The 17,952-nt window shown below is 69.1% G+C and carries 17 protein-coding genes; 8 read left to right on the top strand and 9 right to left on the bottom strand.

Annotated features, from left to right (window positions below; genetic code table 11):
• Positions 1-20 precede the first annotated feature (20 nt).
• The 4 genes from ACFFJD_RS05180 to nrdE all read left to right on the top strand — a co-directional run bounded on the left by ACFFJD_RS05180 (position 21) and on the right by nrdE (position 3,976).
• Entirely contained in the window at positions 21-578 is a 558-nt protein-coding gene (locus tag ACFFJD_RS05180; RefSeq protein ID WP_382361851.1) for an NAD(P)H-dependent oxidoreductase, read from the top strand.
• Between the two features lie 282 nt (positions 579-860).
• Entirely contained in the window at positions 861-1,094 is a 234-nt protein-coding gene (nrdH, locus tag ACFFJD_RS05175) for a glutaredoxin-like protein NrdH (RefSeq protein ID WP_382361849.1), read from the top strand.
• Positions 1,095-1,215: 121 nt separating this feature from the next.
• On the top strand, positions 1,216-1,671 hold the full coding sequence (gene nrdI, locus ACFFJD_RS05170) for a class Ib ribonucleoside-diphosphate reductase assembly flavoprotein NrdI (protein WP_345313036.1): 456 nt from the start codon (positions 1,216-1,218) through the stop codon (positions 1,669-1,671).
• Between the two features lie 55 nt (positions 1,672-1,726).
• On the top strand, positions 1,727-3,976 hold the full coding sequence (nrdE, locus tag ACFFJD_RS05165; RefSeq protein ID WP_382361847.1) for a class 1b ribonucleoside-diphosphate reductase subunit alpha: 2,250 nt from the start codon (positions 1,727-1,729) through the stop codon (positions 3,974-3,976).
• 67 nt (positions 3,977-4,043) lie between these two features.
• Here the strand turns inward: nrdE and ACFFJD_RS05160 are convergent, their stop codons facing one another.
• From ACFFJD_RS05160 to ACFFJD_RS05140, 5 genes are all read right to left on the bottom strand, one after another.
• Positions 4,044-4,406 (bottom strand): MFS transporter, encoded by a 363-nt coding sequence (locus tag ACFFJD_RS05160; protein ID WP_382361845.1) that lies wholly within the window; start codon positions 4,404-4,406, stop codon positions 4,044-4,046.
• A gap of 25 nt (positions 4,407-4,431) precedes the next feature.
• Entirely contained in the window at positions 4,432-4,713 is a 282-nt protein-coding gene (locus ACFFJD_RS05155) for an MFS transporter (RefSeq protein ID WP_345312904.1), read from the bottom strand.
• Positions 4,714-4,815: 102 nt separating this feature from the next.
• A complete protein-coding gene (locus ACFFJD_RS05150; RefSeq protein WP_345312905.1) occupies positions 4,816-5,691 on the bottom strand; it encodes a serine hydrolase in 876 nt (291 codons plus the stop codon).
• A gap of 11 nt (positions 5,692-5,702) precedes the next feature.
• Positions 5,703-7,253: a protein kinase domain-containing protein gene (locus ACFFJD_RS05145; protein ID WP_382361843.1), complete on the bottom strand. Its 1,551-nt coding sequence runs from the start codon at positions 7,251-7,253 to the stop codon at positions 5,703-5,705.
• 93 nt (positions 7,254-7,346) lie between these two features.
• The gene (locus ACFFJD_RS05140; protein WP_345312907.1) at positions 7,347-8,003 is read right to left on the bottom strand and encodes an LON peptidase substrate-binding domain-containing protein; all 657 of its coding nucleotides are present in this window, start codon (positions 8,001-8,003) and stop codon (positions 7,347-7,349) included.
• A 186-nt stretch (positions 8,004-8,189) separates the two neighbouring features.
• On the opposite strand from ACFFJD_RS05140, the gene nrdF reads away from it, so the two are divergent.
• On the top strand, positions 8,190-9,191 hold the full coding sequence (gene nrdF / locus ACFFJD_RS05135) for a class 1b ribonucleoside-diphosphate reductase subunit beta (protein ID WP_345312908.1): 1,002 nt from the start codon (positions 8,190-8,192) through the stop codon (positions 9,189-9,191).
• Positions 9,192-9,262: 71 nt separating this feature from the next.
• Here nrdF and ACFFJD_RS05130 read toward each other — a convergent pair whose 3' ends face one another.
• The gene (locus ACFFJD_RS05130; protein WP_382361840.1) at positions 9,263-10,030 is read right to left on the bottom strand and encodes a helix-turn-helix transcriptional regulator; all 768 of its coding nucleotides are present in this window, start codon (positions 10,028-10,030) and stop codon (positions 9,263-9,265) included.
• A gap of 186 nt (positions 10,031-10,216) precedes the next feature.
• Here ACFFJD_RS05130 and ACFFJD_RS05125 point away from each other — a divergent pair, with 186 nt between their 5' ends.
• Genes ACFFJD_RS05125 through ribA form a run of 3 tightly spaced genes read left to right on the top strand, consistent with a single transcriptional unit; the run spans position 10,217 to position 13,113 of the window.
• The gene (locus ACFFJD_RS05125) at positions 10,217-11,383 is read left to right on the top strand and encodes an LLM class flavin-dependent oxidoreductase (protein ID WP_382361838.1); all 1,167 of its coding nucleotides are present in this window, start codon (positions 10,217-10,219) and stop codon (positions 11,381-11,383) included.
• 6 nt (positions 11,384-11,389) lie between these two features.
• Complete coding sequence (locus ACFFJD_RS05120; RefSeq protein WP_382361836.1) at positions 11,390-11,908, top strand: flavin reductase family protein; 519 nt, start codon at positions 11,390-11,392, stop codon at positions 11,906-11,908.
• Entirely contained in the window at positions 11,908-13,113 is a 1,206-nt protein-coding gene (ribA, locus tag ACFFJD_RS05115) for a GTP cyclohydrolase II (protein WP_382361834.1), read from the top strand. Before ACFFJD_RS05120 ends, ribA begins: the two co-directional genes overlap by 1 nt.
• A 12-nt stretch (positions 13,114-13,125) precedes the next feature.
• Here ribA and ACFFJD_RS05110 read toward each other — a convergent pair whose 3' ends face one another.
• The 3 genes from ACFFJD_RS05110 to ACFFJD_RS05100 are packed head-to-tail and all read right to left on the bottom strand — an operon-like array spanning position 13,126 to position 17,825.
• Positions 13,126-13,899 carry an SWIM zinc finger family protein gene (locus ACFFJD_RS05110; RefSeq protein WP_382361833.1) on the bottom strand — a complete coding sequence of 258 codons (774 nt, stop codon included), beginning with the start codon at positions 13,897-13,899 and terminating at the stop codon, positions 13,126-13,128.
• Positions 13,896-16,766, bottom strand: coding sequence for a DEAD/DEAH box helicase (locus tag ACFFJD_RS05105; RefSeq protein WP_382361832.1), 2,871 nt, complete (start codon positions 16,764-16,766; stop codon positions 13,896-13,898). Before ACFFJD_RS05105 ends, ACFFJD_RS05110 begins: the two co-directional genes overlap by 4 nt.
• Positions 16,767-16,778: 12 nt before the next feature.
• On the bottom strand, positions 16,779-17,825 hold the full coding sequence (locus ACFFJD_RS05100; RefSeq protein WP_382361831.1) for an ABC transporter substrate-binding protein: 1,047 nt from the start codon (positions 17,823-17,825) through the stop codon (positions 16,779-16,781).
• Positions 17,826-17,952 lie beyond the last annotated feature (127 nt).

Genomic DNA, 17,952 nt, shown 5'->3' with positions numbered 1-17,952 from the left:
CCTCGACCCCAGGAGTCTTCATGTCCTCTGCTTCCCGCACCGTCGTCGTTCTCGTCGGCAGCCTGCGCCGCGAATCGATCAACCGCCGCATCGCCCGCCTGGTGGCCGAGCAGGCCGCCGACGGAGTCGACGTGCAGATCATCGAGGGCCTGGACTCGCTGCCCTTCTACAACGAGGATCTCGACGTCGAGGGTGTGCGCGGCGCGGGCGTGGACGCCCTGCGCGCGCGGGTCGCCGACGCCGACGCGGTGCTGCTGGTGACGCCCGAGTACAACGGCGGGCTGCCGGCCGTGCTCAAGAACGCGATCGACTGGCTGTCGCGCCCGTTCGGGGAGAGCGCCCTGAGCGGCAAGCAGGTGGGGGTGATCGGTTCGGCTCTCGGCCGGTACGCCGGTACCTGGTCCCGTCAGGATGCGCGCAAGGCGGTCGGGATCGCCGGTGCCGTGGTGGTCGAGGCCGTGGAAGTGGGTATCGCGGCGGGCGAGGTGGAGGCGGGCGAGACCGGTGACGCGCGGCTGGCCGAGCAGGTCGTCGGGGTGCTGGACACGCTGATGGGAGAACTGGTCGGCGCGCGCTGATCCCGGCGCTGGGCACGACACGCCCAACACGCCGAGACACGCCGGGAATGCCTGTGGATTACTCGTGATCGACCTGGGTCTTTCACGATTGTTATTCACAAGTTCTTGTGGTGTCGAGAAATGTCGGACACAAGGGGTAGTGTTCTGAGTGTCCGACGGGGGGAAGATCCCGCAGTGCGGATCCGGTGCCCAGGCACCGAAACCACACGGGGGTCATTCTTCACGGAGAAGCCGCCGGATCACATACCAGTTCCGAGTTCGACTGTTTGCGAGGAGTCCGCAATGGCCATCACCGTCTACACCAAGCCGGCCTGTGTTCAGTGCAACGCCACCTACAAGGCGCTCGACAAGCACGGTCTGTCGTACGACGTCGTCGACATCAGCCTCGATGACGAAGCGCGCGACTACGTGATGGCTCTCGGCTACCTGCAGGCCCCCGTCGTCGTGGTCGACGACGAGCACTGGTCGGGTTTCCGCCCCGAGCGCATCAAGGCTATCGCCGCCCGCGCAGCATAAGGAGGCGATCGTCGTGTCCGTCGTCGCCTCTGCACGGGAGACCGTGCATGCCGGCTCATCGAGCCGGGGAGTCGGTGGTGCGGAGAACACCTCTGAATCGGGGGAGTCGGTCGGCGGCGAACTGCCGCTGATCGTCTACTTCTCCTCCGTGTCGGAGAACACCCTTCGGTTCGTCGAGAAGCTCGGTGCCCGGTCTCAGCGGATCCCGCTGCACGACCCGACCGGCGCCTTCCAAGTGGACGAACCCTACGTGCTGATCAGCCCGACCTACGGCGGTGGCAAGTCCATCGCCGCCGGGCGGCAGAGCGCAGACGGTGCGCAGCGGAGCGGCGGTCACGTGCCCAAGCAAGTGATCCGGTTCCTCAACAACGCGCACAACCGATCCCTCATCCGCGGGGTCCTGGCCGCCGGTAACACCAACTTCGGCGAGGACTTCTGCGTGGCCGGCGACATCATCGCCGGCAAGTGTCAAGTGCCCTACCTGTACCGCTTCGAATTGATGGGCACCAGCGAGGACGTCGAACGCGTCCGCGCCGGTCTCGCCGGATTCGCCGCCAGTCCCGCATTCACTCGCTGAACGCTCGCGTTCGCCCTGATTCTGTATTCACCTCACGCAATATCCAGGAGTCGTCGTGTCGCCTACCGTTGTTCCCGTGTCTGACCTTCCCGCTGTCGAGCCCACCGTCTCGGCCAGTGTTTCCGGCGTGCACGCCGGACCGGCCGGACATACCCCGGGGGACCTCGACTACCACGCCCTCAACGCGATGCTGAACCTGTACGACGCGGACGGGAACATTCAGTTCGAGAAGGATCAGCAGGCGGTGCGGCAGTACTTCCTGCAGCACGTCAACCAGAACACCGTCTTCTTCCACGACCTCGACGAGAAGCTCGACTACCTCGTCAAGGAGAACTACTACGAGGCCGAGGTTCTCGATCAGTACGACCGTGAGTTCGTGAAGCTGCTGTTCGGCCACGCCTACGGCAAGAAGTTCCGGTTCCCCACGTTCCTCGGAGCGTTCAAGTACTACACCAGCTACACGCTCAAGACGTTCGACGGCAAGCGCTACCTGGAGCGTTTCGAGGACCGCGTCTGCATGGTCGCGCTGACGCTGGCCGCCGGCGACACCGCACTGGCGCGCAACCTGGTCGACGAGATCATCGACGGCCGCTTCCAGCCGGCCACCCCGACCTTCCTGAACTCGGGCAAGAAGCAGCGCGGCGAGCCGGTGTCGTGCTTCCTGCTGCGCATCGAGGACAACATGGAGTCGATCGGCCGGTCGATCAACTCGGCGCTGCAGCTGTCCAAGCGAGGCGGCGGCGTGGCGCTGCTGCTGAGCAACGTCCGTGAGCAGGGCGCCCCGATCAAGCAGATCGAGAACCAGAGCTCGGGCGTCATTCCGATCATGAAGCTGCTGGAGGACTCCTTCAGCTACGCCAATCAGCTCGGTGCCCGCCAGGGCGCCGGCGCGGTGTACCTGCACGCGCACCATCCCGACATCTATCGCTTCCTGGACACCAAGCGCGAGAACGCGGACGAGAAGATCCGCATCAAGACGCTGAGCCTGGGCGTGGTGATCCCGGACATCACCTTCGAGCTGGCCAAGCGCAACGACGACATGTACCTGTTCAGCCCGTACGACGTCGAGCGCATCTACGGTGTGCCCTTCGCCGACATCAATGTCAGCGAGAAGTACGAGGAGATGGTCGACGACAAGCGCATCCGCAAGTCCAAGATCAAGGCGCGCGAGTTCTTCCAGACCCTCGCCGAGCTGCAGTTCGAGTCGGGTTACCCATACATCATGTTCGAGGACACGGTGAACCGGTCCAACCCGATCGAGGGCAAGATCACGCACTCGAACCTGTGCTCGGAAATCCTGCAGGTGTCGACGCCGTCGACCTACAACGACGACCTCTCGTACAACCACATCGGCCGCGACATCTCGTGCAACCTCGGGTCGATGAACATCGCCAAGACGATGGACTCGCCGGACTTCGGCCTGAGCATCGAGACCGCCATCCGCGGTCTCACCGCCGTCGCCGACCAGACGGCCATCGATTCGGTGCCGTCGATCAAGCGGGCCAACGACGAGGGGCACGCCATCGGCTTGGGGCAGATGAACCTGCACGGCTACCTTGCGCGCGAGCGTGTCTTCTACGGCAGCGAAGAGGGCATCGACTTCACCAACATGTACTTCTACACGGTGCTGTTCCACGCGCTGCGCGCGTCGAACAAGCTCGCCAAGGAGAAGGGTCGCCCGTTCATCGGCTTCGAGAACAGCACCTATGCCAGCGGTGAGTTCTTCGACAAGTACATCGACCAGGAGTGGGTGCCGGCCACCGACAAGGTGCGCGAGCTGTTCGCCAACGCGGGCTCGGGCAACGAGAAGGGCCTGTTCAGCACCGACGGCATCGAGATCCCGACGCAGGACGACTGGCGCGAGCTGAAGGAAGCCGTCATGCGCGACGGCATCTACAACCAGAACCTGCAGGCGGTGCCGCCGACCGGGTCGATCAGCTACATCAACCACTCGACCAGCTCGATCCACCCGATCGCCGCACGCGTGGAGATCCGCAAGGAAGGCAAGATCGGCCGCGTCTACTACCCGGCGCCGTACCTGACCAACGACAACCTGGAGTACTACCAGGACGCGTACGAGATCGGCTTCGAGAAGATCATCGACACCTACGCCGCGGCGACGCAGCACGTCGACCAGGGTCTGAGCCTGACGCTGTTCTTCAAGGACACCGCGTCGACTCGCGACGTGAACCGCGCGCAGATCTACGCCTGGCGCAAGGGCATCAAGACGCTGTACTACATCCGCCTGCGGCAGATGGCGCTGGAAGGCACCGAGCTGGACAACTGCGTCAGCTGCATGCTGTAGAGAAAACAGAAAGTGTGCCGCCGGTAGGTCTGACCTACCGGCGGCCTACTTGTCTGAGGAGGTGTGTCTACGCGGCCTCTGCGGTGGCGCGCTCCTGCCGCAGCTTCAGCGTGTACAGGGACACCAGGCCGACGACCGCCAGGACCGAGATGATCGGTCCGATGCGCCAGATCTGATCGACCTGGCCGTTGATCACCGCGACCATCACCATCGGTGCGGTGCCGCCGACGACGGCGGCGAACTGGTAGCCGAGGCTGGCGCCGGAGTGGCGGACCTTCGCGGGGAAGATCTCGGCGAAGAGTGCCGGCTGCGGTCCGGTCTGGAAGCTCATGGCCAGGCAGGAGACGAAGATCGCGACGACCAGCGGCCACATGTTGTCGGCGCTGGACGAGGCCATCAGGAACCACATGGGGATCGCCCAGACGCCCATCATCGCTGACCCAGAACGGGATACGTCAACCCCAGGCCATGAAGGCCTCCGGGGACGTGACGGCGGTCATGATCAGGAAGACGCCGTTGCCCAGGATGAGGCCCAGGGGGATGTCCAGCTGCGGGAAGCTGCCGTAGAAGCCGCGCCGATGTGCCGGTGCGTATTCGGTGGCCAGCAGGATCGCGCCGCCCCACTGGCCGCCGACGGCAAGGCCCTGTGCAACGCGCGGGATGACCAGCAGGGTGGGTGCCAGCCAGACCGTCGAGGTCTCCGGGATGAAGCCGATCAGGATGGTGGCGATACCCATCAGGACCGGATTGAGACTGTGTGACCTGCGATATATTCGCTACTTACTTGCTCGTGGGGTCGGCGCCCGAGGCCGGGTCCTCGCTGTCTCCGGCGCGCAGGGTCAGCAGGCGCCGCGGGGGAGCTTCTTGAGGTTGCGACCCAGCCACGTCGCCATCCGATTCAGGTTGGCGGTGCCCACACCCATCTCCGCGCCGGGTTGATAGCTGCTCATGCTGACCGCGAGCTGGCGACCGTCGCGCCAGGTGATCAGGCCGATCTGGCGGACTTCGACGCCACCCTCGGCGGCCGGCCCCCAGCCGCCCTTGACCGCGGTGGTGATGTGCTTGGCGGTCATCGATTTCAGGCCCCACTGCTGGTTGCCGGCCACCTCGCCCATGTCGGTGACGATCTGCCCGGCGTCGGGCAGGCACGGCAGGTGCGCGGTGAAGACCGCGCTGGCGGTCAGCGGCCAGACGGTGAGGCCGAAGGTCTCGTCCGGCTCGACGATCTCCACCAGTTCGGTGGTGGTGTCACCGCCGTCGCGCAGGACCGCGGTGATCTTGTCGCTCGCCTGCTCCGGGGTGCCGAGGGATTCGCGCAACGCCAGGTTGGCGTCGTTGTCCGAATCGATGATGGAGCGGTTGATCAGCGACTGCTTGGCGCCGTTGCGCTGGGCGGCCAGCGCCACCGGCACCTTCATCGTCGACCAGGCCACCCGGGCTTTCTGATCGCCGAACACCGCGACCTCGGAGGAGCCGACGGGGGCCAGCACCATTCCCACCCCGGGCCCGAAGTCGGCCTTGTCGAAGCTCGCCGCCAGCTCGGCCGCGGCCGTCGTGGTGGGCCCGGCGGGCGTGACCGAGACGCCGGTGGACACCGCCGGGGTCGGTTGCGGAACGCCGGCGGTCTCGGCACAGCCGGTCAGAGCGGCCATCGTGCTCAGCGACAGCAACGCCGCTGTCGTACGGGTGCGGCGGGCCGTTCGAGTGATCTGCACCGACGCTCCTGTCAGTAGATGTAGACGACGGCCTGGTTGCCGCCGCGACACGCGATGACCTGCTGGTACGGGCCGCAGTTCATCACATAGTTCATCCGCTGCTGCGGTGCCCAGCCGTTCACGGCGCGGGTACCGCCCATCGGCCCGCTCTCGAGGTAGGCGGTGCGGACGTTGGCGGCGAACTCGCAGCCGGTCCATTGCGGGTAGCCGGTGCCGACGCCCGGGAAACCGGGGCACGGCTGGTTGTCCGACGGCGGCGGGCCCGGGGTCCACGCCGCGGTGGGTGCCGAGGTCGTCGCCTCGACGGTCGTGGGGGCCGCGGTCGGCGGGGTGATGACCACGGTGCTGGTGGCGGCCACGGTCTCCGCGTCCGTCGACCGCTGGTCGAGCAGATACCAGACGCCGACGCCGATCAGCGCCACCACGATCACGCTCAGGACCGCGATCAGGGCGGTGTTGAGCCCATTGCTCTTCGCGGGCGGCGGGCCGTAGGTCGGATAGGGCTGGCCGTAGGGCTGCTGACCGTAGTGCTGCTGCGGGTACGGCTGCCCCGGGGGCGGCTGCATTCCGTAGGCGCCCGGCGGCGGGGGCGCGCTGGCGGGCGCTTCGACGGCGGCGTAGGCGGCCTCGGCCGGGGCGGCGGGCTCGGTGCGATGCACGGTGGTCGGGGCGGCGCCCGCTGCGGCGATGAGGCCGGTCTCCGATTCCCCGACGGTCGGCGGACGCTCGCCGGACAGCGCGGCGCGCGCCGCCCGGGCCAGCTCGAGCGCGGAGGGGCAGCGCTGCGTCGGGTCCTTCGCCAGGCCCCAGGCGAGGACCTGGTCCATCGCCTCGGTGAGGGCCGGATTGACGGTGCTCGCCGCCGGGATCGGGTCGAAGAGCAGGCCCTTGGTGATGGTGGAGACCGACGAGCCGGGGTACGGCTTGGCGCCGGTGAGCATCTCGAAGAAGACCGCGGCGAGCGCGTAGACGTCGGTGACCGCGGTGACCGGCGAATCGTCGAACTGCTCGGGCGCCATGTAGGCCACCGAACCGACGGCGGTACCGGTCTTCGTGAGGTGGGTGTCGGTGTCGGCGTGGGCGACGCCGAAGTCGACGAGGTAGGCGAAGTCGGCCGACGTGACCAGAATGTTCTCCGGCTTCACGTCGCGATGCACCAGGTCGGCGGCGTGGGCGGCGTCGAGTGCGGCGGCCACCTGCTCGAGCAGCCCCACCGCTTCGGCCGGCTCCAGGGCGCCCCGCTCGCGCATCACCGTGCGCAGGTCGGAACCGTTGACCAGGCGCATGTCGAGGAACAGCTGACCGTCGATCTCGCCGAAGTCGTGGATCGGGATGACGTGCGGTTCGTCGAGGCGGGCGACGGTCTGGCATTCGCGGCGGAAGCGTTCGATGAACGCCGGATCCTGGGCGAGATGGCCGGGCAGCAGCTTCAGCGCGACGGTGCGGTCGCGGGTGGTGTCGTGGGCGCGGTACACCTCGCCCATGCCGCCGCGGCCGAGGAGCGCATCGAGCCGATACGGCCCGACCGTCTCGCCTTCTCGGCCCGTCGTCTTCTCAGTCATCTCGCACGCTCCTCATCGGTGGCATGAAAAGAGTAAAGGGAGAGCGGTGTCAGATGTGACACGGGGCTCGATCCGGTCGGCGGATGCCCGGGGTCACGGACTGTTCGGTGGTGCGGTCGGCGGGGTCAACCGGTCCCGGAGGAGGGGCAGGACGTCGTCGAGTGCACGGGTCATGGCCGCGACACGTTCACGCGGGCCCCGGGCGGTCAGGATCGCGTAGCGGTCGGCGGCGCCGAGGGGCAGCATCGCCGCGGTGCGGAAGGTGTACTCGGTGGGCGGCAGATCCTCGGGTGCCGCGAGCGTGGCGGTGGGACGTCCGCTGCGCTCGGCGATGCGGTCGTACAGCTCCTGGGCCTGCACCAGCGCGTCGGTCAACGCCGACCGTGCCCACTGCCAGTCGGCGGTGGTGCCCGCGGGCTCGTCCGGCCACATCTGCACCTCGGCGCGCGGGTACGGGTCGTCGTCGAGCCAGCGGGTCACCCGGATCCGGTCCAGGCCGCGACAGGCCAGACGGATCTGACCGCTCGCGTGACTCCGGTGACCCAGCAGTCCGGTCACCGTGCCCACGTCGCAGCGATCGTCCCCGCCGCCCACCTCGCTGCCGCGGGCGATCAGCACCACCCCGAATCGGCCGTCGCCGGCGACGACGTCGGCCACCAGGGCGCGGTAGCGCGGTTCGAAGACGTTGAGCTGCAGGGGTTCACCGGGGAGTAGGGCGTGCTCGAGGGGAAACATCGGCAGGACCGGCATGCCCTCAGCATGCCTCGGCGAAGACGGAACCGCTTGCAATCGGCCACGACACGCCGGGCCGCCGATTCCGGCGACACGCCGGGCGCGCCGAGACACACCATCTTGTGGTGGTTAGACCGGCCGGACGCAACGAGTAGTGTTGGGGGCGTTCTGAACTCCCAAGCCATTCATGAAACCCGAGGTGCCATGTCTGCGTCCGCTCACAGTCCTGCCGAAGGCGCTCCGATCAAGCTGGTCGACCGCGTCAGCGCGATCAATTGGAACCGCGTCCCGGATGAGAAGGACGCCGAAGTGTGGGATCGACTGACCGGCAACTTCTGGCTGCCGGAGAAGGTGCCGGTGTCCAACGACATCCAGTCGTGGGCCACCCTGACCGACTACGAGAAGACCATGACCATGCGGGTCTTCACCGGTCTGACGCTGCTGGACACCATCCAGGGCACCGTCGGCGCGATCTCGCTGATCCCCGATGCGCAGACCCCGCACGAAGAGGCCGTGCTCACCAACATCGCCTTCATGGAGTCGGTGCACGCCAAGAGCTACAGCCAGATCTTCTCGACGCTGTGCTCCACCCGCGAGATCGACGAGGCCTTCCGCTGGTCGGAGGAGAATGTGCACCTGCAGCGCAAGGCGCACATCATCATGGAGTACTACCGCGGCGACGACCCCCTCAAGCGGAAGGTCGCCTCGACGCTGCTGGAGTCGTTCCTGTTCTACTCCGGCTTCTACCTGCCGATGTACTGGTCCTCGCGGGCCAAGCTCACCAACACCGCCGACATGATCCGCCTGATCATCCGCGACGAGGCCGTGCACGGCTACTACATCGGCTACAAGTACCAGCGCGCGCTGGAGACCGAGAGCGCCGAGCGTCGGGCCGAGCTCAAGGAGTACACCTTCGAGCTGCTCTACGACCTGTACGACAACGAGTCCGACTACACCGAGGCCCTGTACGACGAGGTGGGTCTGTCCGAGGACGTCAAGAAGTTCCTGCGCTACAACGCCAACAAGGCCCTGATGAACCTGGGCTACGAGGCGATGTTCCCGAAGGACGAGACCGACGTGAACCCGGCGATTCTGTCGGCGCTCTCGCCCAACGCGGACGAGAACCACGACTTCTTCTCCGGTTCCGGCAGTTCGTACGTGATCGGCAAGGCCATCAACACCGAAGACGAGGACTGGGACTTCTAGTCACGGGCGGTTCCCCCCCCCGGGGACCGCGTTCCCGCGTCGCTTTCCGACCGCCGGCCCCCCGCACCGTTTCAGGTGCGGGGGGTCAGCCGTTCGGTCAGGACGAGCTTGGCGAACTCGACGCGGTTGCGGGACTTGGTGGCCGCCAGCACCGCGCTGACATGCTTCTTCACCGTGTCCAAGCCGATGGTCAGGGTCGCGGCGATCTCGTCGTTGGTGTGGCCGTCGGCCACCAGCTCGCCGATCTGGGCCTGCCGCGGGGTCAGCTTCGCCCGCCACGAGGGGGCGACCTGGCCGGGCAGCGTCTGGGCGAAGGTGGACAACTGCCGGGCGAGCAGGCCGAGGCTGGCCAGCCGCTCGGGTGCGATGCCCTTGTCCTCGTCGTCGAAGACGCCGACCATCGCGTGGCTGTGGCCGGCCAGTTCCAGGTGCAGCACCGAGGCGCTGCGCAGTCGGTGGCGATAGAGGAAGCGGTCGAGGTAGGTCACCGCTTCCGACGGCAGGCCGCGCAGCGACGTGTGGCAGATGGCCCGGGTGCGCGCGAGCGCCGCGTACGACTGCGGGGTGGCGAACATGTCGTCGGCGTACCACCCGGAGGTGTACTCGTCGATGATCGGCGTGATCCGCCCGGTGGTCACCGGGTGGGGGTCGCGGAAGGCGCCGCGAAACGTCGCCCCGGTGAGGAACGTGGTGTTGGGGAAGCGGTAGCGCTCGTGCAGCGACGCCATCAGCAGGTCCTTGAACTCGGCCAGGGTGGTGGCCTGCGCGCAATCGTCGAGGACCGCGAACAGGGCGTCGTATTCGCGACCGGGCAGGGCCGTCGTCGTGGATGGGCGCACGGTGCCTCCTGTGCTGCGCAGCGGCGGGTGATGTCGGACCGAACGGGTTCCGTCGATTCTGAGCCGTGACGGCCTATGGCGCAAGACACCACTTTGGTGCAATGTGCGGATCGTCACAGCGATCCTACGGTGGTGTCACCGTCGAGCGGAACTCGCTCGGCACCGATCACGAACCCAGGAGAACTCATGTCACGTCTGCGTTTCGGCTACTTCATGGCGCCCTTCCATCCGGCCGGGCACAACCCGTCGATGTTGATGGAGCGAGATCTCAGCTTCGTCGAGCACCTCGACAACGTCGGCTACGACGAGATCTGGTTCGGCGAGCATCACTCGGCGGGTTCGGAGATCTTCGCCTCGCCCGAGATCATGATCGCCGCCGCGGCCTCGCGGGCCCCGCGCATCACCTTCGGCACGGGCGTGACGTCGCTGTCGTACCACAATCCGCTGTGGGCGGCCGACCGCATGATTCAGCTCGATCACCTCACCCGCGGCCGGGTCATCTTCGGCGTCGGACCGGGTTCGCTGCCCACCGACTCGATGATGATCGGCCTGGATCCGATCGACACCCGCGAGCTGCTGCAGGAGAACCTGGACATCGTGGTGCGCCTGCTCAACGGCGAAGAGGTGACGGCCAAGACCCGCACGCACGAACTGATCAACGCGCGCCTGCAGCTGGCGCCGTACCGTCCGACCGGGCTGCCGGTCTCGGTGGCCGCGGTCGCCTCGCCGACCGGACCCCGACTGGCCGGCACGCACGGCCTCGGGTTGCTGTCGATCGGCGCGACGCTGTCGGCCGACGGCTTCGACGCCCTGGCGCACCACTGGGGCATCATGGAGGAGCGGGCGCAGGCGCACGGCAAGACGGTCAACCGTGACGACTGGAGCCTGGTGGGTATCTTCCACGTCGCCGAGACCGAGGACGAGGCTCGGCGCCAGGTTCGGCACGGCATCGAGCAGTGGTTCGACTACTTCCAGCGGGTGGCAGCCTTCCCGCAGATGGGCGTCTCCGGCGACAAGCTCGACGAGATGATCGACTTCGTCAAGGACTCCGGCATCGGTGTGATCGGTACCCCGGAACAGGCTCGCGACCAGGTACAACGACTCTGGGATCAGTCCGGCGGGTTCGGTTCCATGCTTCAGATGGCCACCGACTGGGCCACCCCGCGCGACACGCGACGGTCGGCGGAACTGTTCGCCGAGCAGGTATTCCCGTACTTCCAGGGTCAGGCGCAGCCGACGCTGGATGCCGCCGAGCGGGCGCGCGCGGTCCAGAGTGGCTACGCCGACAAGCAGCTGGCCGCCGTCGATCACATGACCAAGAAGTACGAGCAGGAGCTGGCCGCCAAGGCCTGACCGACAATGACCGGCAACGCTGTGAGTATTCCGCTCCAATCCCGCTTCCGGGATGCCATGGCCGGTGTGTGCAGCCCGGTCGCCGTCGTGACTTCACGCGACGGCGACCGGCCGCACGGCACCACCGTCTCGGCGTTCATGTCCCTGTCCATGGAGCCCCCGATGATCGCGGTGGCGCTGGACCATTCCTCCGACCTGCTGGCCGCGGTCCGTGCGCACGGACGCTTCGGCGTCAATGTGCTGGCCGCCCCGCAACACGAGATCGCCGGGGCCTTCGCCCGCAAGGGCGCCGCCAAGTTCGACGGCGTGCCGTGGACCGATTCCGGCGGGGTGCCCAAGCTGGCCGAGGTGGCCGGCTGGGTGGCCTGCGAGGTGACCGACCTGGTGGTCGGCGGCGATCACACGGTGCTGTTCGGCACCGTGGTGGAGGCCGAGGTCGGCGTCGACCGTCCCCTGACCTACTTCGCGCGCACGTTCGGCACCCACCTGCCGCACGAGGCGCCGCTCACGCAAGGAGCCTCCTGATGGGTATGCCGAACAACTCGATGTCCACCGTCGCCGACGCCGCGGCGGCCATCGCCGCCGGCGGCATGGTGGTGGTGCTCGACGACACCGACCGCGAGAACGAAGCGGACCTGGTGATGGCCGCCGAGTACGCGGACACCGACTCGATGGCCTTCTTCATCACCCACACCTCTGGTCTGCTGTGCGTGCCGCTGGAGCGAGCGCGCGCAGCCGAGCTCGGCCTGTCGGCGATGGTCACCGACAACACCGACCCGCACGGCACGGCCTTCACCCAGAGTGTGGACCTGGCCGGTACGGGCACCGGCATCAGTGCCGGGGCCCGGGCGGCGACGGCGCGCGCGCTCGCCGACCCCACGTCGGGGCCGGCGGACTTCGTCCGGCCCGGACACATGTTTCCGCTCACCGAGCACCCGCGCGGGATCGCCGCCCGCGGCGGGCACACCGAATCCGGGGTGGCGCTGTGCCGGGTGGCCGGCCGCACCCCGGTGGCGGTGATCTGCGAGCTGGTGACCGCCGACAGCCGGGACATGCTGCGGGGCGACGACGCCGTCGCCTTCGCCCGGCAGTGGGGTCTGCCGGTGATCACCGTCGGGCAGCTGCAGGAGCACCTGAAGGTGGTCCCGACCGGGAACGCTCCGGTGCCCACCGACCACGGCCGCGCGCACGCCTACGCCTACCGAAGCGGCGGGGTGGAGCACCTGGCCATGGTCTACGGCGACATCGCCGAGCGCGCGGAGGTCCTGGTGCGGGTGCACAGCGAGTGCATGACCGGGGACCTGTTCGGTTCGGCCAAGTGCGACTGCGGGCAGCAGCTGGCGACGTCGATCGACCAGATCACCGCGGCAGGCGGCGGCGTCGTGGTGTATCTGACCGGCCACGAAGGGCGCGGCATCGGCCTGGGACGCAAGCTCCGCGCCTACCGGCGGCAGGCCGAAGGGCTCGACACCGTCGACGCCAACCTGGCGGTGGGCGCACCGGTGGACGCGCGTGACTACGGGGTGGCCGCCCAGATCCTGGCGCACCTGGGCGTAGAAGAGGTCGCCCTGCTCACCAACAACCCGGACAAGGTGCGTCGCCTGAGCGATTTCGGGATCCCGGTGGGCCGCCGGATTCCGCTGGAGGTGGCCGCCGGTGCGGAGAACATCCGCTACCTGCAGACCAAGCGGGACCGGATGGGGCATCTGCTCGGCGAATCCACCGGCTGAGGCGGCGGCGCCTCAGCTCTCGCGGAGCACGGCGTACAGCTCGGCAAGATCATCGAGGGCCTCGCCCAGTTCGGTCGCCCCCACCCCCGAGGCGCGCAACGCGGAGCGGAGCGCACCGAGATCCAACTCGGTGGGCGGGTTGACCGACGGCACGGTGGGTACCGCCGGCACGGCCGCGTGGTCGCCGAAGTACGCCGCCTCCACCTGCTGCGGAGAGTCCGGGGTCGCGGCCGCGGTGGGGGCGGCGGCGTCGTCGGCGCCCCCGCGGCCGCGGGCCAATGCCAGCAGGTCGGGCAGGTCGGTGCCGAGCACCCGCAGCAGGACGGTCGGCTGTCGGTCGATCTGCGCGGACACCTCGAACGCCGTGGCCAGCACATGGATGCAGCGCGGGGCCTCGTCGGGGCACGTGCACGCCGAGGTCACGTCCGCCGACTCGGTCGGGGTGATCAACTCGCCGAGGGCCGAGGGCTGGTCGCCGCGGGCCAGTGCCAGCAGCGCATCGGTCTCGCCGGCGGCGACCAGCAGCGCCACCACTGTCGCCGGGTCGATGGGCCGGGGGATCAGGACCACCTGGAACGGGTCGAGCTGGCTGCCGCGCACCGAGGCGGTGATCTCGCCGGGCGCCACCACCAGAGATTCGACGTGATGGTCGCGGAAGTAGCGGCGGGCACCGGTGAGGTGGCGGTGATCGGCACCCGCCTCGACGACGGCGGCGAAGGCACGCCCCCACGGGGTGAGGCCGTAACCGCGCACCGGTGGCCGAGAACCCTTGCGCCGCGCGCTCATTCGCCCACCGCCTCGGCGCGCAGGGACAGCAGATCCAGCAGGGCGTCGTCGCCGAGGTCGGCGAGCCAGCTCTCCCCGGTGGCGACGGTGAGGGACGACAGTTCGCGTTTGGCGGCGATCAGTTCGTCGATCCGTTCCTCCAGGGTGCCGACGCACACGAACTTGCGCACCTGGACCGCGCGGGTCTGGCCGATCCGATATGCGCGGTCGGTGGCCTGCTCCTCGACGGCGGGGTTCCACCAGCGGTCGGCGTGGATCACCTGGTTGGCGGCCACCAGGTTCAATCCGGTGCCGCCGGCCTTCAGGGTGGCCACCATGATCGGCGGGCCGTCGTCGCGGCCGAAATCGGCGACCAGTTCGTCCCGTCGCGCCCGGGGCAGGCCACCGTGCAGTACCGGCACGTCACGCCCCAGGATCGGGCCCAGCCACTGGCTCAGCAGTTCCGCGAACGCGGCGAACTGGGTGAAGATCAGTCCGCGGTCGCCCTCGTCGACCAGTGTGGTCGCGAGGTCGGTGATCAGTTCCACCTTGCCGGAGCGGTGCCGTCCCCGCCGCAGCATCGGCGAGCCGTCGCCGAGATAGTGCGCCGGGTGATTGCACACCTGCTTGAGTCGGGTCAGTGCGGCGAGCACGGTCTGGCGGCGGGCCCCCAGGTACGACCGATCCTCGAGCGCCTCGTGCAGATCGTTCAGGATCGCCTGGTACAGCCCGGCCTGCTCGGCGGTCAGGTTGGTGCGCACCGTCAACTCCGTCTTCTCCGGGAGGTCGGCGGCGATGGCCGGATCGGTCTTGAGTCGACGCAGCACGAACGGGCGGGTGAGCGCGTTGAGTCGTTCCAGAGCGCGGGGATCGCGGTCACGTTCGATGGGTTCGGCGAAGCGGGAGCGGAACGACGAGGCGGTGCCGAGCAGCCCCGGATTCACCAGGTCGATCACCGAGCGCAGATCTTCCAGGCGATTCTCCACCGGGGTGCCGGTCAACGCGATCCGTCGCGGAACATCAAGCGCCCGAAGCGCTTTCGCCGCCGCCGTCCGCGAGTTCTTGACGTGCTGAGCCTCGTCGACCACCAGCAGATCCCACGGCAGCCCCGTGAACGACTCCCGGTCGCGGGTGAGAGTGGCGAACGTCGTCAGCACCACGGCGGTGGCCGACGACGACAGCGCCGCCGCGTCGCGGCCGGTGCCGTGATGGACCACGACCCCCAGGCCGGGGGCGAATCGGGTCAGCTCGCGTTGCCAGTTGCCGATCACCGACATCGGGCAGACCACCAGGGCAGGCGGTGCGGCGGGCGCCTGGTCGCGGCGGCACGCGAGCAGGGCGATCACCTGCACGGTTTTGCCCAAACCCATGTCGTCGGCCAGCACGCCGCCGGCACCGATACGACCGAGCGCGTGCAACCACTCCACCCCGCGCTGCTGGTACGGGCGCAGCGTCGCGTGCAGCGACGGCGGCAGCGTGACCGGTTCGGGTACCAGCGCGCCGCCGGCGGCCACGTCGTCGAGCCAGCCCAGGCCTTCGACGCTGCTGATCGGTACCGGCAGGCGGGTGTCGTCGCCGGTGATGAGCCGCATAAGCTCGGCCAGCTCCAGGTCGGCGCCGTCGCCGACGGTCCGCTGTGCGGTCAGGAAGGTCGCCGCGCGGCTCAACGCGGCGCCCTCCGCGCGGACCCACCGCCCGCGCACCCGCACCAGGTCGCCGTGCTGGCGGGCGAGCTCGTCGAGGTCGTCCTGGCCGAGGGCGGTGCCGGAGTCTCCGAGGGCCAGCCGCCATTCGAAGTCGGAGATCTCGTCGAGGCCCACGAGGCCGGGACGCGCGCCCCCGCCGGGTACGGCGCTGCCGCGCAGCTGCAGGGTCGGGGTCACGGTGGCCACCGTCCGCGGCAGCAGGACGGTGAGGCCCGCCGCGCCGACGGCGGCGGCGCCGGTGGCGAAGAACTCCGCCACCGCCGGGGTGCCGAGCAGGAAGTCGAGGGTGTGCGGGTCGGTCTCGGCGCGGGCGAGTTCACCGAAGGCCGCGACGGCGGTCGCCAACTCGCTGGTGAGGTCGTCGAGCTCGTGCGGACCGAGGCGATGGGGCACCACCGGGGTCACCAGGCCGTCCCCGTCGCGGCGGCAGACCTGCAGGCGCCAGCGCTCCTGCTCCGGGGGCAGTTCCGGGCCGGCGGGATCGTCGTCCGGCGGGTGCAGTCGCAGCACCAGGCTCGGCCCGGTCGGCGCGCCGGTGCTGTGCCAGCTCTGCCACGCGGCGCTCGCGCTCGCGCCGGACGGGAGGGGAGTGGGCGCCGGCTGGGTGAGACCGTCGATGAGCGGCACCCGCGACCGGCCGCGTTCGCCGGCCAGTGCGCGCCGGCATTCGGCGTCGACGGTCTCGGCGACGAAGTCGAACAGGGCGGTGGCGCCGCCGTTGGCGATCAGCGCCGGGGGAGCGCCGGCGGAGATCACCGTCTGCCAACCCAGCCATGCCGCCCCCGGCAGCAACTCCCAGCGGACTTCGCTCTCACCGGCGCGGACCCCGGGCGCCACCGCGCCCGCCGCCCGCAGCCGCCGCGCTCCGGCCAGCAGATAGCGGTAGAAGGCGACGTCGCCGCCGACGCTCAGATAGTCGCAACGATCGAGGAGTTCGACGGCGCTGGACACACCGAGGGTGACGGCGGGACGCAGCACCCGCGTGCCGTCGGCCGCGAGGTGGTCGACGGTGTGGCGGAACTTGCGTCGGGCCAGCAGGTCCGCGACCGACTCGGGGACCTCCGCCACGTCGCCGAGGGCGCGGGGTTCTCCGGCGGGGACGGGCTCACCGTCCGGCCACAGGGCCAGGCCGAGTCCCGGTCGCCACAGGGCGCGCAGCCCGAGCCGCTGGCCGTGGGACAAGCCGGTGCCGCCCTATTCGCCAGCCGAGCTCGAGTTGAGCGAGCTCTTGGCATCGTTGAGGACGAGCCACGCGGCGGCCAGGCCGGACGAGCGGAACCACACGTCGTCGTTGATCCACAGCACGCGCTGCCAGCTCGGCGCCCCCATCTCCAGCCAACGATCGCTGTCCAGCACCGAGGTGGCGCGGGACATGCCCTGCTCGCCCTCGGCGCTGATGTAGATCAGGTCGGCGTCGGCGTCGGTGAAGTTCGCTTCGGTGACCACCACCGGATCGGCGCCGCGCTGGGCGGCCGGGCGTTGCACCCCGATCTGAGCGAGGATGGACGCCCCGAAGTTGGCGGTGCCCTCCAGGAGCTCGGCGTCGGGTGTGAAGCGAACCAACGACACCTGATTGTGGGCGGCGTCCATCACGGTGCCGATGCGCTTGACCTCGGCGTCGAACTCGGCCAGGCGCTCGGTGGCGGCCGCGGACCGATTCAGCGCCGCGGCCACCGCGGTGAACTGCGCCCGCCAATCCTTGCCCGGTTCGATCGTCGCCACCCGTGCGCTGCCGAGCGCGCCGGTCTGCCGCAGAGCGGACAGTTCGGCCGCGGTGCTCGGGGTCGCCAGCACCAGCTGGGGTGCGGCCTCGCGCACCTGTTCGGCCGTCGGCTTGTCTCCGAGGGTGGGGACGGCGCCCAGTGCGGGGCCGAGGTAGGCGGGAATGGAGCCGGCGTCGGCGGTCACCGCCCGCACCTTGCTTCCGATACCGAGCGCGCAGAAGGCATCGAGCAGGCTCGGATCGGTGACGACCACCCGGGCGACGTCCGTACGCCCGGCATCGGTCGCGGTGGGCGCCAGGCACGTCTGGGCGTAGTCGCGGTCGGCGTTGACGATGTTCACGCGCGCGATCCGCGAGGTGACGGTGGAGATCACCTCGCCGTCGGGCGTGCGCAACGTGGTGTCGGCGTCGCCGCACGCGGTCACGCCGAGCGTGGCGACGGTGGACAGTGCGACGAGGGCGCTGATTCCGCGGGAGCGGGCGCGACCGAGTCCGCGGAGCGGGGAGTTAGCGAGCACTCGACCACGCTAGCAGAGCCGACCGTCGATTCCGCGGCGGGCGAGTCGGCCCGATGGCGGCTCCGACCTGCGAAAACCGGGTCTCGGTACAATCGAATACGACAGATCGTAGGACCCGTGCGGTGCG

The sequence above is a fragment of the Gordonia phosphorivorans genome, assembly GCF_042432625.1.
GTDB lineage: Bacteria > Actinomycetota > Actinomycetes > Mycobacteriales > Mycobacteriaceae > Gordonia > Gordonia phosphorivorans.
Note: the sequence above shows the minus strand (reverse complement) of the source record. Positions and strands in the feature narration are given on the sequence as shown.

Excerpts from the sequence above, each read along its gene's own strand:
- ACFFJD_RS05180 (WP_382361851.1), top strand. The coding sequence starts at position 21 with ATGTCCTCTGCTTCCCGCACCGTCGTCGTTCTCGTCGGCAGCCTGCGC.
- ribA (WP_382361834.1), top strand. The coding sequence starts at position 11,908 with ATGGGTATGCCGAACAACTCGATGTCCACCGTCGCCGACGCCGCGGCG.
- ACFFJD_RS05140 (WP_345312907.1), bottom strand. The coding sequence starts at position 8,003 with ATGCCGGTCCTGCCGATGTTTCCCCTCGAGCACGCCCTACTCCCCGGT.
- ACFFJD_RS05110 (WP_382361833.1), bottom strand. The coding sequence starts at position 13,899 with ATGAGCGCGCGGCGCAAGGGTTCTCGGCCACCGGTGCGCGGTTACGGC.
- ACFFJD_RS05160 (WP_382361845.1), bottom strand. The coding sequence starts at position 4,406 with ATGGGCGTCTGGGCGATCCCCATGTGGTTCCTGATGGCCTCGTCCAGC.
- ACFFJD_RS05125 (WP_382361838.1), top strand. The coding sequence starts at position 10,217 with ATGTCACGTCTGCGTTTCGGCTACTTCATGGCGCCCTTCCATCCGGCC.
- ACFFJD_RS05145 (WP_382361843.1), bottom strand. The coding sequence starts at position 7,253 with ATGACTGAGAAGACGACGGGCCGAGAAGGCGAGACGGTCGGGCCGTAT.
- nrdH (WP_382361849.1), top strand. The coding sequence starts at position 861 with ATGGCCATCACCGTCTACACCAAGCCGGCCTGTGTTCAGTGCAACGCC.
- ACFFJD_RS05120 (WP_382361836.1), top strand. The coding sequence starts at position 11,390 with ATGACCGGCAACGCTGTGAGTATTCCGCTCCAATCCCGCTTCCGGGAT.
- nrdF (WP_345312908.1), top strand. The coding sequence starts at position 8,190 with ATGTCTGCGTCCGCTCACAGTCCTGCCGAAGGCGCTCCGATCAAGCTG.
- ACFFJD_RS05155 (WP_345312904.1), bottom strand. The coding sequence starts at position 4,713 with ATGGGTATCGCCACCATCCTGATCGGCTTCATCCCGGAGACCTCGACG.